Below are 16,222 nucleotides of genomic sequence, written 5' to 3' on the forward strand. Positions count from 1 at the left end.
TTTGTGTGGGGAATTACCAGAACCATTTAATGCTAAATCAAAAGAAAAAATCAAGTGCAAATCAGGAGCTCGCATATTATAAAGAAATGTTAAAAGTTTTTAATCAAAATAAAGACTTTAAAGAGTTAGAAAGTTTATTGGAAAAAACGCCTGATTTCAAATCTTCACAACTCTCAAATGATGTGAAGATTTTAGAAGACAAGAGAAAAGAATATGTACAATATCTGAAAAAAAATTACAAAAAGGGCTTTTATGATTCCGTCAAAGCCCAAATTGCCAACTTACCTTCAAGTAATGGAACAAAATACTTTCAAAAAAATAATGCTTCAATTGGGATTATCGCAGATGAATTTTTATATAAAAGTTTAAAAGATGCAGCGAATTTCATTTATATTAATCAGGATAATTATAAAAAAGAAGCTGATAAAATTGATTTGTTTTTATTGTCCACTGCTTGGAAAGGATTGGATGGTAAATGGAAAGGACTCGGCAATCCAAAAATTAAAAAGGTAAGGAACGAAATTAAAGCAATTATTCAATTTTTCAAAAGTGAAAATATTCCTGTTGCATTCTATTCTAAAGAAGACCCCGTTAACTATGAATATTATGTTGACTTAGCGAAGCAAGCGGATCATATCTTTACAACTTGTAGTGAAGTGTTAAATGATTACAAAAAAGATTGTCCGAATGCTAAAACATATAATGTACTAGAATTTGCAGTAAACCCGCTTTATCATAATCCAATCGGGACTAGAATAAATAGAAGAGAAGATATTTTATTTGCAGGTTCTTGGTATCAAAAGTATCCTACGAGGCAAGAAGATACACGAGAATTATTTGAAGGCGTCATAAATGCAGGTAAAGATTTGACTATTGTAGACAGAAACTTCGAATTAGGATCAGACCGTCATTTTTATCCTAAGGAATATGTGCCTTATATTGTAGAGTCAACGGATCACGAAACTCTACAAAAGATACACAAATTATATGACTTTACTTTAAACCTTAACTCTGTAAAAGATAGCAATACAATGTTTGCCAATCGAGTCTATGAACTTCAAGCAACAGGGACAATTGTCATTTCGAACTACAGTGTTGGTATCAATAGTAAATTCCCTAATGTGTTCTTAGCTAATACGAGTAAAGAGCTAGAAGTTTATCTGCAGAAATTGTCAGATAAAGAAAGGTATCAAACGCAAATGGAAGGTGTGCGAACAGTTTTAAGGTCAGAAACTGCTTTTCATAGGGTACAAGAATTGATACAAGTAGTTAGTGATCGTCAGAATAATCTTCAGAAACGAGATGTTCTTGTAATTGCGGAAAAATTAGACGACCATACAATCAACATGTTTAATAAACAATCCTACCCTGATAAAAAGCTTGTCTCTCAAGATGAAATGACAGATGATCTGTACAGAAGTTTTGATATCGTAGCTTTTTTTAGCAGTAAATATGAATATGGTCAATTTTATTTAGAAGATATGATCAACGCATTCAAGTACACGAATTGTGACTATGTCACAAAAGATGCTTATGAGCATAACGGTGAGTTTACAAATGGTGTAGAACATAATTATATCGAAAAAATAGAAGATCGTTTTAGAACAGTGTTTTGGAGAGACTCGTTTCAATGGGAAGATATTAAGGAGATTTCAAATACGTCCATTCCTAATGGATACAGTATCGATCCATTAGAGCTATCAACAACTTCATATGGGATAGAGAAAAATCAGCAAGTACGTGAATATGATTTGTCGGTCATTATCCCTGTATATAATAATGGACGACATCTGCTTTACAAATGTTTCAGAAGCTTACAAAGAAGTTCTGTTTTTGAAAAAATGGAAATAATCATTATTGATGATGGATCAACCGATAATATGACACCTCACATAGTGCATACACTTGATAAACATTATGACAATGTGAAAACGTATATGTATCCAGAAGGTGGAAGTGGTAGCGCATCTAGGCCTAGAAATAAGGGTTTGGAGTTTGCTACAGCAAAATGGATAACTTACTTAGATCCTGATAATGAAGCGATAACAGACGGATATAAAGAGCTGTTAGATGGCTCCTTAGAAGAAGATCATGACATGTTTATTGGAGACATGGTTAGGCTTTCTGATGTCAAAGGGTTGTCTTCTTATTATCCTAATATGATGTCTCTTAATAAAGGAATTGATTACAGACGGGGACCTCATTCAGACTTTTTAATTAAAGCCTCATTTAAAGCCATGAGTATTCAGGCCTTAATCGTTAAAAGGGACTTATTGCTAAATCACGAGCTCAAAATGGTTGAAGGAGCAATAGGTGAAGATACTTTGTTCTTTCATGAAATGTTGTTGAAGACCAAATCTTTCAAGGTGATCAATACACCCGTCCATATTTATTATGCCATGGTAGAAAATTCTTCGATTAATCGAATCAATAAGAAATTCTTTGAAAAGTATTTCATACTCGAAAAGGAAAGAATTGATTGGTTAAAAAGGGAAAATTTATTAACATCTTACAAGCAAGATAAATTAGAAAATTATGTAGAAAATTGGTATTTGAAAAAGTTGAGTAATATTGAACATGATGATAAAGAAGCGGCAAAAAGAATATTAAGAGATATATTGAATTTGTATGAAGGTATGAAATGGAAAAGCCATAAGATATTAGAATTTCTGAAAGATAATGATTGATACTAAACGCCTTATGTTTAACATAAGGCGTTTAGTATTTGAAGTGTATGTTAAGAACATCGTCTAAAAACATAAATTCTACTGCCTGATTAATAGCTGTCTGTATAATGAAGACGAGATGTAAAAGTTTGTTTATACATCAAAGATGAAAAGAAGGAATTTTTCTGTTACAATTATGAGCGGTGCTTTTATCAATTTAAAGTCTATTCTATTCAATTAAAATTAAGGAAGATTAGAGTGAATGCATTGTATAAAATTCTAAAAGAGCAGTTTGGTTCAATGCCATTAATTTTAAGGTTAGCTGTATATGAAACCAAATCAAAATATCAATTGAATTATTTGGGCGTTCTGTGGCAATTATTGAACCCACTAATTCAAATTATGGCTTATTGGTTTGTGTTCGGTTTAGGTCTTAGAGGGGCCGGAAGAACCGCAGAAATGGCAGACGGTTCTCATGTAAGTATACCCTTTCTTATTTGGATGTTAGCAGGTTTAATTCCATGGTTTTTTATTAGTTCGACGATTACAGAGGGTGCGAATAGTGTTTTTAAACGCATAAACTTAGTATCTAAGATGAATTTTCCTATTAGTGCTTTGCCTTCAGTAGTCATCACTTCTAATTTATTCAGCTACTTTTTAATGATGGTTATTTATGTGATTATGCTCATAGCAAATGGCATCTATCCTGATATCCATTGGATTCAATATATTTATTATTTTATCTGTATGATTGCGTTTATGTTCGCTTTCAGTCTGTTTAATTCAACGATTAGTGTTCTTGTTCGAGATTATCAACAACTATTGCAATCCTTGACAAGATTACTCATGTTTTTGCTGCCTATCTTATGGGATATTGGAGATAAATTCACGGGTAAGTATGAATGGATTGCGACTACCCTAAAATTAAATCCCTTATATTATATTATTGATGGATTTAGGAAAAGTTTTATTAAAGGAGATTGGTTTTTTCAAGATGTCAAATATACGCTTTATTTTTGGCTGATTACACTTCTTCTTTTAATAGTTGGTTCATTGCTTCATTTGAAATTTAGGGATAAATTTGTCGATTTTCTTTAAAAAGTAAGGAGATTATACGATGAAACTAAAGGTTTCGTTTCGAAACGTATCCAAGCAGTATTTTCTATATAAAAAGCAGTCAGATAAAATCAAAGGGCTGTTTTTTCCGAATAAAAACAATAAAGGTTTCTTTGCTGTTCGTAACGTTTCCTTTGATGTATATGAGGGTGAGACAATTGGTTTTGTTGGGATCAATGGGTCTGGAAAATCGACCATGTCTAATCTTTTAGCAAAAATCATTCCCCCAACAAGCGGTGAAATTGAAATGGATGGTCAGCCCTCGTTAATTGCCATTGCAGCAGGGTTGAACAACCAATTAAGCGGGAAAGACAATATTCGTTTGAAATGCTTAATGATGGGGTTGACGAACAAAGAAATAGACGATCTTTATGAACAAATTGTAGAGTTTGCGGATATTGGTGATTTTATTGAACAGCCTGTAAAAAGCTATTCAAGTGGAATGAAATCTCGACTTGGTTTTGCTATTTCTGCACATATTGATCCAGATATCCTCATTATTGATGAAGCACTGTCTGTAGGAGATCAAACCTTCTATCAAAAATGTGTGGATCGCATTACAGAATTTAAAGAGCAAGGAAAGACGATCTTTTTTGTCAGTCACTCCATTGGCCAAATCCAAAAAATTTGCGACCGAGTTGCATGGATGCATTATGGCGAGCTTCGTATGTTTGATGCTACGGATAAGGTCGTAGAAGAATACAAAGGGTTTGTGAATTGGTTTAACAAGCTTTCTAAGAAAGAGAAACAAGAATATCACATGGAACAGAAGGAAGCTCGAAAAGGAGTACACAAGGCAGAAAAAGTCACTCGTTATAAAGATAGAGGAGAGAAACGTTCATTTTTTGGTCCTGCATTTCAAGTGACCTTTGTTACAATCTTGACGATTTTACTTGCTCTTTCGATGTTTTCAGATCGCCCACTTCGAACGCTGGCCACCTTTGGGGCCATTACGTTAAATAAAACAGAAGTGCCCCAGTCCACAAGTTCTCAGCCGAAGGATACGTCTTTAAAAAAGGTTGATCAACAAGGTATTGTTGTGGAAGATCCATTAACAGTCTATAAAGACCAAGCCATGAAGGAAAAGGCAGACGTCTCGTTGTCGTTTGGACAAGAAGTACAGGCTGTAGGTGAAAATAAAAAAATCGTTCAAATTAAAACAGCAGCAGGAACGTATTTTGTGGAGCCGAAAGCCTTTAAGACGACGGATAAATTGAAGCCATTATCCATCGGACCAGGTCAGTTTAATTCTTATGTATCGCCTGCATCTGCAGGTTCGTATGAGTACTTACTTTCTTTTCTTGGAAAAGAAGAGTCTGTGCTGAAGCAAAGAATGCAGACACTTAGCTCGGTCAAAAGTGAACAAGGCGATACCATTGAGCGGCTGACCACTGAGAAAACCGATTATGTGATTGAAAATGGCCAGGCAAATACGATGGTGTTCCACGAGATCATGCCCATCTCTCCTTCAACGCTTGGGCTGACAGAACAAAATGTCTGGATGAATGAAAAACAAACGAAATTCGCAGTAAAAGGCGAAAATCATCTATTTGTTATCGATAATGAACAGCATACGCTGACTGTTTCAGCGAGCAAATAAAAAGCTGCCGATGCCGGCAGCTTTTTTTAATTCACTTCTTCTTTCTCAAGTAGCTGTTTCATAAATGGAATGAGTTTTTTCTTTAGCTCTTCATCTTGAAGGGCAAACTCTAGCGTCGTTTCAATGAAACCTTGCTTCTCTCCGACATCATATCGTTTTCCTTCAAAATCATAGGCAAATACACGCTGGATGTCATTGAGCTTTTGGATGGCATCTGTCAGCTGAATTTCTCCGCCTGCACCAATTTCTTGTTGATCAAGGTACATAAAGATCTCTGGCGTGAAAATGTAGCGCCCTAAAATGGCTAAATTGGATGGTGCGGTTCCTTGCGGCGGCTTTTCAACAAAGTTTTTCACTTGGTAGCGGCGTCCTTCTTGGGTAAGAGGATCAATGATCCCGTAGCGATGCGTATCGCTGTCTGCTACTTGTTGAACGCCGATCACTGATGATAGGGTTTTTTCATATTCATCCATCAGCTGGCGAAGTCCAGGTGTTTCGGCTTGGACAATATCATCACCTAATAAAACAGCAAAGGGTTCATCACCGATAAAGTTGCGTGCGCACCAAACGGCATGTCCGAGTCCTTTAGGTTCCTTTTGGCGGATGTAATGAATATCAGCAATATTAGAGGATTTTCTCACTTTTTCTAAAAGTTCACTTTTTCCTTTTTCTTCAAGGTTGCGCTCAAGCTCTGGCGCAAAATCAAAATGATCCTCAATGGCTCTTTTCCCTTTTCCAGTGACAATAATAATGTCTTCAATTCCTGACTCAACAGCTTCTTCAATAATATATTGAATAGTTGGTTTATCAACGATTGGCAGCATTTCTTTAGGCATAGCCTTTGTGGCAGGGAGGAAACGTGTCCCGAGACCTGCAGCTGGTATAATGGCTTTACGTACTTTTTTCAATGAACTTTGCACCTTCCTTACATAGATAACCGATTTAATAATCAATGTTAGTTCTTGGTCGTCTTTATAAAGTGTAACTTACAAATCATAGGAAAGACAAATGATTTCACTAAAAATGATTTTTAGATAGTTTACATTTTATATGTTAAATGTAAAGGAGGGTGAATGATAACGTTAATTCAATGTAAATTTCTTTTTTATATCATTAAATTTATCCTCCAAATTGTGTATAATTGAAAGTATTATACTAGGAAAGAGGCATAAACAAGTGAAAAAACTAAATGTAATGACTATTTTCGGTACTAGACCTGAAGCAATCAAAATGGCTCCACTTGTCCTTGAACTTAATAAACATCCACAAATAAATTCAATTGTCACTGTCACAGCTCAGCATAGAGAAATGCTAGATCAAGTTCTTGAGGCATTTTCTATTACGCCAGACCATGATCTAAACATCATGAAGCAGCGCCAAACATTATCTGAAATTACATCAAATGCATTGTTGAAACTAGATCAATTATTCCAAGAAGAAAAACCTGATATTGTGCTTGTTCATGGCGACACAACGACAACCTTTGCAGGAAGTTTGGCTGCGTTCTATCACCAAATTTCTGTCGGCCACGTTGAAGCGGGTTTAAGAACACACAATAAATACTCGCCGTTCCCTGAGGAATTGAACCGCCAAATGACAGGCACTATTGCTGACATTCATTTTGCCCCTACGGCTGAGGCGAAGCAGAATCTTTTAGTAGAAAATAAAAAAGAAGAGACCATCTGTGTGACAGGGAATACCGCCATTGACGCCCTGCAAACAACAGTCACAGAACAATATCAACATCCAATTTTAGAGAAGATCGGTTCAGATAAAATGATCTTATTAACGGCTCATCGCAGAGAAAATCTTGGTCAGCCGATGAAGAACATGTTTAGAGCGATTCGCCGTGTTGTCGAAGAATTTGAAGATGTTCAAGTCGTATACCCTGTTCATTTAAATCCTGCTGTTCGTGATGCTGCTCAGACAGAATTCAGTGATCTTGATCGTGTGCACTTAATTGAGCCGCTTGAAGTGGTTGATTTCCATAACTTCGCTGCTGCGTCGCACTTTATTTTAACGGATTCAGGCGGTGTGCAAGAGGAAGCCCCTTCTTTAGGAAAGCCAGTATTAGTGCTTCGTGATACAACAGAACGTCCTGAAGGCGTGAAAGCTGGTACGCTTAAGCTCGCAGGTACAGATGAAGAGACCATTTACAACATGGCAAAACAGCTTCTAGTCGATCAGAAAGAGTACGACAACATGTCAAAGGCGTCTAATCCATATGGTGATGGACAAGCGTCGAAACGAATTGTCCAAGAACTCCTTCATCGTTTTGGTTTAAGTGATGAAAAACCAGCCCCATTTCAATCATAAAAAAAGAAGACTACATTCCTGTAGTCTTCTCAGCGTGTAGACAAACCTTCGCATTCTTTGTCAGTCCTGCGTGCTGGTACTCACGAATATCAAATTCGCTCCGCTCCAGTTCTCGTCCTTCCTAGACTTCAAGGGCTTTCTATCACGCTGAAAAGAAGACAAAGGGCTAAAATAAAGTTCATTTTAGCCCTTTGTCAACAATCGGAGAAGACTACATTCCTGTAGTCTTCTTTTTTACTGCTCCAAACTATCCTTCAATTCCTTCTTCACTTTCGCTAAACTGCTGTCATCAAGCTGATAGTAATAAATATTATTGATCCGTGTGCCTGTTCCCTTTAGCTCGTGCTGTTTCACATTTTGTCTTGCATCACGATAATCATTCATCATCGTCCACATGTCGTCAAAGGACATATTGGTTTTCATGTTGTTTTCAACGACTTTAAACATATCGCCGAATTTCGTAATAGATGAAATGTTAGCGCCTTTTGCAATGATGCCTTCAATGACTTGACGCTGTCTTTGCTGACGGCCGAAATCACCTTTAGGATCTTGCTTTCTCATTCTTGTATAGGCAAGGGCTTGATCGCCGTTCAGGTTAATTTCTCCTGTACCAAATGAATGGCCATCATAGCTGAAAGCAAACGTGCTGTTCACCGTAATGCCGCCAAGTGTATCCACAATGTCTTTAAAACTTTCCATATTCACTTTTACAAAGTAATCTACAGGTACATCAAGCAGTTCCTCTACTGTATCTGCAGCCATTTGTGTACCGCCGAAAGCGTAGGAGTGGTTGATTTTATCCATTGTGCCTTTTCCGACAATTTTTGTATACGTATCACGGGGGATACTCACCATCTCAGTTGTTTTCGTTTTCGGATTCACTGTCATGTATATTAATGTATCTGCACGGCCTCGGTCATTCTTTCTTTCATCGACACCCATGACTAAAATGGAGATCGGGTCTTTTTTACTTAAATCGACATCTTTGTCACGCTTATCTGACTTCTTTAAGTTCTCTTGAATGCCTGCGACAGTTGATGCGGCTGTATTCCAAAGATGATAGGCATAGCCGCCCGTTACCAATACAAACAAGCCAATAATAGATAAAATAATCCAAAGTGCTTTTTTCTTATTTCTTTTTCTCTCTGCTCTCATTCTGTCCCTCACCTTTTCTATGATTCTTCCATGATTATAGGTTTACGAATCTTGATAAACAAGTTATTTTTTTACTCTGAACCTAGATATAGACGTTGTAACAAAAAAAAGGTTTCAAAAAACCTTAAATTTACCTTAAAATATTAAGTTATAAGACGATACAAAGACATGAGGTGAAAAAAATGAAGAAAATCGTCGTTTTACCGTTCTTAATACTACTACTAGGTATCGTGCTCACAGCATGTGGAACGGCTGAGCAATCCTCAGGAGAAAACAAGACAAGCAGTTCAACTCCTCAGGTGCTGGAAGAAAAAGCTGAATTTATTGGAATGGCTGATGCACATACAGTCGAAGTAAAAAAAGTGAATACGACCTTAAGCTATGAATTTACGGATAATTTTAAAGATGTATTAAATGAATTTAAACCAGGTGACAAAGTAGAAATCTCTTACTTTATCAATGACAATGGTCAAAAAGAAATTCAAAAAATTGAAAAACAGAAGTAAAAAAAGATGGGCGGGATGAACAAAATTGAAGAAAACAGGCATTACACTTATCGTTCTCATGACAATGACACTACTAATTGCACCTTTTCAGTCTGCCATGGCCAGCTCGACAATTTCAGTGAAATTGTCTAATTATATCGGAAACAAAACAAGCATGGATATTTCAACAACTGGGGAATACAAGTTGTCAGGATCCAATGTTGCTGTGACGAAAAGATATGAGGGGAATAATAGATACGAAGTAGCCAATAGTATTGCTGATGCTGGCTGGAAGAATCCATCAACTATCGTTGTCGTAAATAAGGATGCTTTCGATCATGCAATGACCGTTTCTCCATTGGCTTATAAATTAAATTCACCAATTCTTTATTCTGGTGCTGCGAAGCTAACAAAAGCAACTGAGAACCAAATTAAAAAAATGAAACCCGATAACATCTTAATCATTGGGAATACAAAAAGTATTTCGTCTACAACTGAGAAAACCTTAAAAAAGTACGGGAAGATTAGAAGAATAAGTGGAAAAGATAAATTTGAAATATCTCAAAAAGTAGCCAAAGAGATGGGGAGTTATAAGCAGGCAATTGTTGCTGGTGGGGCTTCCTTTATGAATGGGACATCCATGATCTCTTATGCAGCTAGAAATGGGTATCCAATCTTATTAACAAAGAAAAATTCAATTCCGACTTATAAGATTCCTAGTAAGGTAATTGTAGTTGGAAGTACAAAAAGCATTAGCGAAAAAGTAGAAAAACAATTAAAAAAGACTTCACAAGTTACACGAATCAGTGGTGAAAACCGCTATGAACTTTCAGTTAACATCATCAAGAAATTAAAGTTAAATGTAGATAAAGTATATCTTGCTAAAGGTTCTAGCTCAAAATATGCAATTCCTATGTCACTTTTAGCAGCGAAAAATAATCGTACTATGATTTATGTCAAAAAAGATTCTTTCTCTTCTTCTTTAAAGAAACTTTTAAAAGAAAACGGCACACATACATATCATATAGCAGGCAGTTCAAGTGTGCTTTCAGATACGCTCAAAAACGCTTTAGCCAAACAAGTCTATCTGAAAAAAAATCAAAACTACCAATTGAATATTTCTAACGGAAAAATTTCATTAAAAGGCATTAAGACATATAACACAGTAAGAGTTGTTCCTGAGAAATATTCAACCAAAAATGTCCTTCAAATCGCAGGGAAGCCTTACTTAGGTAACGTCAACTTTGCTATTGAATCAGGATATATCAGGCCGACTAATGAAAATATTCCATTTGAAGACTATCTAAAAGGTGTTGTGCCAAACGAAATGCCTGCAAGCTGGCATGTTGAGGCATTAAAAGCACAAGCGGTTGCCGCTAGAACGTATTCAGTGAAAAGTATTGGAAAAGTCGTACCTGATACAACAGCCTTCCAAGTATATGGAGGATATAACTGGTACACAAATTCGACAAAAGCTGTTGATGCCACAAAAGGCAAGGTTCTAAAATACAACAATCAACTTATTTCAGCCACCTATTATTCTAGTAATGGTGGATACACTGAGGCGAGTGAAGAAGTATGGGGAAATGCACTGCCATACTTAGTCGCCAAGCAGGACACAAAAGATCCTGTCAATGCGTGGACACTGAAGTTGTCTAAAAAGCAATTAGGCACTACGTTGACTGCAAGTACAGCAGCTTCTGAGTGGTCTAAGGCAAAAGAAGCCAATGCTGCCGACCTTGCTGGTCTAAAATCATGGCTGTTGAAAAATAAAGAAGCAGCTGCATCTGACATGAGAATTGCATCTATTTCAAGCCTGACATTCTCAGGAAAAACAAAAGGTCAGCGTGCGAAGACCGTTTCAATCAAGCTGAATTACCATCTGAAAAACAAAACAGGTACGTATACAGTGAACAAAAGTACAACGGCAAGTATGAAAATGACAGAGTTTAGAACAGTCATGGGCGCAACAAAGGTGAAAAGTACGTTTGCGTCAGTAAAGAATAATACAAATGATTTCACGATTTCAGGAAAAGGTTATGGTCACGGCATTGGGATGAGTCAATACGGCGCCAAAGCTAGAGCTGAATCTGGAAACTCGTATTCTTCTATACTTTCGTTCTACTATCCAGGTACAAAACTAACAAATTATTAAAGTTAAGGGAGGACACAGAAGATGCGCTCAATGATTAAAACAGCCATCCTCAGCCTCATCGCCATTTTCATTATTGTTCCAACAGCTTCAGCGGACAATTCTGTATCACGAATAGATGGGGGAAATCGTTACTCTTTATCTGTCAATGTGGCGAAAAAAGGTTGGGGAACAGCGAATACCGTTGTGCTAGTAGGGAAAAAAGCTTACGCTGATGCAACAGCAGCTGTCCCTTTAGCGTATCAACATAATGCGCCAGTTCTTTTTACAAATAGTAAAAACCTTTCATCAGAAACGAAGAAAGGATTAACGTCATTAAAAGCGAAAAATGTGATTGCGATTGGAACGACGGCAAGTGTTTCAAATAATGTCATCAATCAAGTAAAAAAACTAGGGATTTCAACAAAACGAATTACGGGAAAGAACAGATATGAAATCTCTACGAATATTGCAAAGCAAATGAAAAAACCAGCTGGTGTAGTGGTTGTAGAAGGTCATTCGTATGCGCATGGGATTGCGATTGCGCCATATGCTGCACAAAAAGGTTTCCCAATTTTATATACAGATAAAAAGGGACTTCGTTCTGAAATTTCAACTTTCGCAAAAGCTAGTAATATTAAGCAAACAATTGTGATTGGCGGCGAATCGTATGTTACCAAAGCAGCATACAACAAGCTAAAGTCGCCAACGAGAATAAAGGGCGCTAACCGCTATGATATTGCAGCAAAGATTGTGAATAAGTATAAACTAAGTACGAGCAATACGTATGTCGCGAGAGGATTTGGTTATGCCTCTGCACCAGCAGCTGCTGGAATTGCAGCGAAAGAAAAGAAAGCTCTTTTATTAACAAATGAGAAAACTCTGCCTGTCCATACTCGGTCAATTATCGGCAGTAAAAACATATCGAAATTCACAGTAGTCGGAAATTCAACGACAGTGACGAATACTGTAGCATCTCAATTAAAGAACCCAGTTGTAGGTAAAAAAGTATTTCTTGACCCTGGCCATGGTGCTCAAGATTCTGGTGCTGTAGGATATGGTCTTTATGAGAAAAATTTAAACTTAGACGTAGCGAAGAGAGTGAACACTAAACTGAAAAATGCTGGTGCACTCACTACCATGTCAAGAACATCAGACACATTCGACAGTCTTCAAACACGGGTGAGCAAAGGTGCGTCAGCAAATGCAGATATCTTCATCAGTGTCCATGCGAACTCAAATGATAACAGCAGTGCAAATGGAACTGAAACATATTATGACAAAACATATGCGGCAACAAACAGCTTGAAGCTCGCGCAAAATATTCAGCCTAAAATGGTCAGTGCATTAGGCACAAGAGACCGTGGCGTGAAGACAGCTGCCTTCTACGTCATTAAATATTCTAAGATGCCAAGTGTTCTCTTAGAAACTGGTTTTGTTTCCAGTCCAGTTGATTCAAATATTTTGAAATCCGCTACTTATAAAGATCGATTGGCGTCAGGTATTTCAAGCGGTGTTTCAGGCTATTTTAGATAAGAAAACATACAGATGAGGGGTGCCGAAGATACACCTCTTAGGCTGCTCGAGAAACGACTCTCGGCAGCCTTTTTTAAAAGTACATGAAGTGTTTCCGGGTTCCAGGATGAAGGGTTCAAAACCAAGGAGGTTGACTTCATGCGTTCTTATATCAAATGTTTTGTTTTGATTGTGGTTTCACTATGTTTGTATGCACCATCAGCATTTGCGCAGCACAATGTATCGAAAATTGAGGGAAGTAATCGATATGAGGTGGCAGTTAACGCTGCAAAACGAGGCTGGTCGACAGCACCTACAGTTGTTTTAGTAGGCGGTGAAGCTTATGCTGATGCGCTAAGTGCTGTGCCGTATGCCTTTCAGCAAGGAGCCCCAGTGCTGTTAACGAATACTAGCAGTCTTTCAGGTGCAACTAAGTCAGGTCTTCAGCAGTTGAAAACGAAGCGTGTTATCATTCTTGGCGGAACCGCAAGTATTTCGCAAAAAGTCGTAGCGCAGCTAAAAGCAATGAATCTATCCGTATCGCGAATACAAGGAAAGAATCGATATGAATTGGCGGCAAACGTTGCTAAGCAAATGAAGAGTGCTGATACAGCTGTGATTGTGAATGGTTCTGCTTATGCAGACGCTGTGGCGATTGCTCCGTATGCTGCAAAACAGGGCTTTCCTATTTTATTAACCGATGCAAAGGGGCTGCGGCAGGAAACAGCCAATCTATTAAAAAGCAAAGCGGTGAAACGGACGATTGCGATTGGCGGGGAAACAAGTGTCAATCAAGCAGCCTATCAAAAACTGCCATCACCCGTGAGAATCAGCGGAGCCAATCGGTATGAAGTGGCAGCCCGAATTGCGAACACATACCCAATGAAGACAACCCAAACGTATATGAGTAACGGCTATGCATATGCCGATGCGGCAGCTGCGGCAAGTACGGCAGCCAAGCAAGGGCAAACCCTTCTTCTTACAGACGCTCAATCAGTGCCAGATGCGATTCGTCGTGTCATTGGGTCTAAAAAGATTTCAACATTTACAGTGTTGGGCGGAACATCAACCATACGAACCAGTGTGATCACACAGCTGAAAAATCATGTGTTAGGTGAAACCATCTTTATTGATCCAGGTCATGGTGCACAGGATGCTGGAGCGGTAGGAAATGGGCTGTTTGAAAAAAATGTTAATCTGGATGTCGCGTTAAAACTGCAAGCAAGGCTCAAACAAGCGGGTGCGCTGACGGTCATGTCTAGAACATCTGATACATTTGATTCCTTGCAAACACGTGTAAGCAAAGGATCACAGGCTGGTGCGGATGTGTTCATCAGCATCCATGCCAATGCAAATGATCATAGCGGTGCAAATGGAACAGAAACGTATTATGATGCGACGTATGCTTCGGCCAATAGTTTAAAGCTGGCACAAAAGGTACAGCCCCAGATGGTGAAAGCCCTTGGCACAAGAGATCGCGGTGTGAAAACAGCAGGATTCTACGTGATCAAGTATTCAAAAATGCCCAGCATCTTGCTTGAAACGGGGTTCGTAACCAGTCCGATTGATGCCAGTATATTAAAATCAACGACTGCCAAGGAGCGACTGGCTTCAGGAATCGCAGCAGGTGTATCTCAATATTTTGAATAAAATAGATCGGATGAATGATATGTCAAGTTAAAAATACATTTCATTTCAGGTTATTTTTGTTATAATCGAAACATAGAGGGTGGATTTTTCACGTATTTGCCTTCCAATGACAGCAAATCGACAAATCATGAAGAGGTGACGATCTTGAAAAAATTAATCACAATGCCGTTTTTAGTCTTACTTCTAGGTGTAATGCTCACAGCATGCGGCACATCAAATCAGTCAAACGATAACAATACGGATAACAGCAAAAAAGAAACAACTGAAGCAGCAGATCAAAAGAAAGAAAATGCAACAGATGAAAAGACGGAAGACAAGTCTGCAAGTGAAAAAGCAGATGATGAAAGCAAAGAAACAGCTGCTCAAACAGAAGACCAAGCAGGTCAATCTGATGAAGATGCAAAAGAAAGCTCAAGTAAGGAAATCACAAAAGAAGAAACGACAAATGATCAGTCAAAAGCTGAATCTAAAACAAAAAAAGAATCTACAACGAAGAAAAATGAAGTCACCAAAGAAGGCACATATGTCGGTTTGGCTGATGGACATACAATTGCTGTCAACATTGATGGAAAAGAAGTAGCCATTCAATTCGGAAATACATTTTCTAAACAAGTGAACAGCCTAAAAGAAGAATCAAAAGTGAAAGTAACGTATACAAAAGATGCAAACGGAACGCTTAGACTGAAGACGATCGAATCCGTAAAGGCAAAATAAAAAAAGACACGTAGACCCGCAGATATGCGGGTCTTTTTTACGTTTAAAAGGGCATAACTTGATATAAGGGCACATTCTTAACACACTTTTACAAGACTTAACAGCCCATTTACATTTGCTTAATGTTGCTCTGCTAAACTGACTTTCATAGAACATCTCTTTACACAACAACTACTTTGAATGGTGAGGTGCAGGTCAGTGAGCGCAGAGAAAGCGATGAACCTTTACAGAGAATATGAAGTGAGACGAAACCACTCTTTTGCTTTAACAGAACATATGGTTCGATATTTATTTGCAAAACGTTTCATAGATGTCGTGTTCTCGTTCATCGGATTGATGTTGAGTACGCCAATCATTTTACTGTTTGCCCTTTTAATTAAGCTAGAAACACCAGGGCCAGCCTTTTATATGCAGGAAAGGGTCGGAAAAGACGGTGTCTACTTTAAATTATGGAAGCTCAGATCGATGAGAACCAACGCAGAAAGCGGAGGAGCGAAATGGGCGCAAAAAAATGACCCTCGTATCACCAAAGTGGGGGCATTCATCAGAAAAACAAGAATTGATGAACTGCCGCAATTTATCAACGTGTTAAAAGGAGAAATGAGTATTGTAGGTCCACGTCCTGAAAGACCAATGTTTACTGCCGAATTTAATCGGACGATTCCAGGCTTTACAAAAAGACTGACAGTGAAGCCGGGGCTGACAGGTCTCGCTCAAGTAAATGGGGGATATGAAATGAGTCCAAGTGAAAAATTATCACACGACTTACAGTATATTCAAGACTTGACATTTTCTCTCGACACGAAGATTATGGTAAAAACGTTAAAAGTCATCGTGACTGGTGACGGAGCCAGATAAGTAAAGTAGGGAAGAG

General features: G+C 37.9%; 12 protein-coding genes. 10 read left to right on the forward strand and 2 right to left on the reverse strand.

From position 1 onward, the window contains the following. Positions 1–5 precede the first annotated feature (5 nt). From ACTJJQ_RS12420 to tagH, 3 genes are all read left to right on the forward strand, one after another. Positions 6–2,687: a glycosyltransferase gene (locus ACTJJQ_RS12420; RefSeq protein ID WP_440600236.1), complete on the forward strand. Its 2,682-nt coding sequence runs from the start codon at positions 6–8 to the stop codon at positions 2,685–2,687. A 237-nt stretch (positions 2,688–2,924) separates the two neighbouring features. Then, positions 2,925–3,764, forward strand: coding sequence for an ABC transporter permease (locus ACTJJQ_RS12425; protein ID WP_025208081.1), 840 nt, complete (start codon positions 2,925–2,927; stop codon positions 3,762–3,764). A gap of 19 nt (positions 3,765–3,783) precedes the next feature. Next, positions 3,784–5,382 (forward strand): teichoic acids export ABC transporter ATP-binding subunit TagH, encoded by a 1,599-nt coding sequence (gene tagH / locus ACTJJQ_RS12430; protein ID WP_440600237.1) that lies wholly within the window; start codon positions 3,784–3,786, stop codon positions 5,380–5,382. Positions 5,383–5,408: 26 nt separating this feature from the next. Here tagH and galU read toward each other — a convergent pair whose 3' ends face one another. Continuing rightward, the gene (gene galU / locus ACTJJQ_RS12435; RefSeq protein WP_008343198.1) at positions 5,409–6,290 is read right to left on the reverse strand and encodes a UTP--glucose-1-phosphate uridylyltransferase GalU; all 882 of its coding nucleotides are present in this window, start codon (positions 6,288–6,290) and stop codon (positions 5,409–5,411) included. Positions 6,291–6,558: 268 nt separating this feature from the next. On the opposite strand from galU, the gene wecB reads away from it, so the two are divergent. Beyond that, positions 6,559–7,698: a non-hydrolyzing UDP-N-acetylglucosamine 2-epimerase gene (gene wecB, locus ACTJJQ_RS12440; protein WP_008343196.1), complete on the forward strand. Its 1,140-nt coding sequence runs from the start codon at positions 6,559–6,561 to the stop codon at positions 7,696–7,698. Positions 7,699–7,932: 234 nt separating this feature from the next. Here wecB and tagU read toward each other — a convergent pair whose 3' ends face one another. After that, a complete protein-coding gene (tagU, locus tag ACTJJQ_RS12445) occupies positions 7,933–8,853 on the reverse strand; it encodes a polyisoprenyl-teichoic acid--peptidoglycan teichoic acid transferase TagU (protein WP_440600238.1) in 921 nt (306 codons plus the stop codon). Between the two features lie 182 nt (positions 8,854–9,035). Here tagU and ACTJJQ_RS12450 point away from each other — a divergent pair, with 182 nt between their 5' ends. The 6 genes from ACTJJQ_RS12450 (at position 9,036) to ACTJJQ_RS12475 (ending at position 16,206) form a co-directional block, all read left to right on the forward strand. After that, complete coding sequence (locus ACTJJQ_RS12450; protein ID WP_024719258.1) at positions 9,036–9,359, forward strand: hypothetical protein; 324 nt, start codon at positions 9,036–9,038, stop codon at positions 9,357–9,359. A gap of 25 nt (positions 9,360–9,384) precedes the next feature. After that, positions 9,385–11,493, forward strand: a complete 2,109-nt coding sequence (locus ACTJJQ_RS12455) for a SpoIID/LytB domain-containing protein (RefSeq protein ID WP_440600239.1) — start codon at positions 9,385–9,387, stop codon at positions 11,491–11,493. A gap of 21 nt (positions 11,494–11,514) precedes the next feature. After that, positions 11,515–13,005, forward strand: a complete 1,491-nt coding sequence (locus tag ACTJJQ_RS12460) for an N-acetylmuramoyl-L-alanine amidase (protein ID WP_073412878.1) — start codon at positions 11,515–11,517, stop codon at positions 13,003–13,005. Between the two features lie 138 nt (positions 13,006–13,143). Then, positions 13,144–14,634, forward strand: a complete 1,491-nt coding sequence (locus tag ACTJJQ_RS12465; protein WP_440600240.1) for an N-acetylmuramoyl-L-alanine amidase — start codon at positions 13,144–13,146, stop codon at positions 14,632–14,634. A 144-nt stretch (positions 14,635–14,778) separates the two neighbouring features. Then, on the forward strand, positions 14,779–15,348 hold the full coding sequence (locus ACTJJQ_RS12470; protein WP_019743577.1) for a hypothetical protein: 570 nt from the start codon (positions 14,779–14,781) through the stop codon (positions 15,346–15,348). A 198-nt stretch (positions 15,349–15,546) separates the two neighbouring features. Continuing rightward, positions 15,547–16,206, forward strand: a complete 660-nt coding sequence (locus ACTJJQ_RS12475; RefSeq protein WP_440600241.1) for a sugar transferase — start codon at positions 15,547–15,549, stop codon at positions 16,204–16,206. The last annotated feature ends 16 nt before the right edge of the window (positions 16,207–16,222 follow it).

The organism is Bacillus sp. 22483 (assembly GCF_052044605.1).
GTDB classification, from domain to species: Bacteria; Bacillota; Bacilli; order Bacillales; family Bacillaceae; genus Bacillus; species Bacillus altitudinis.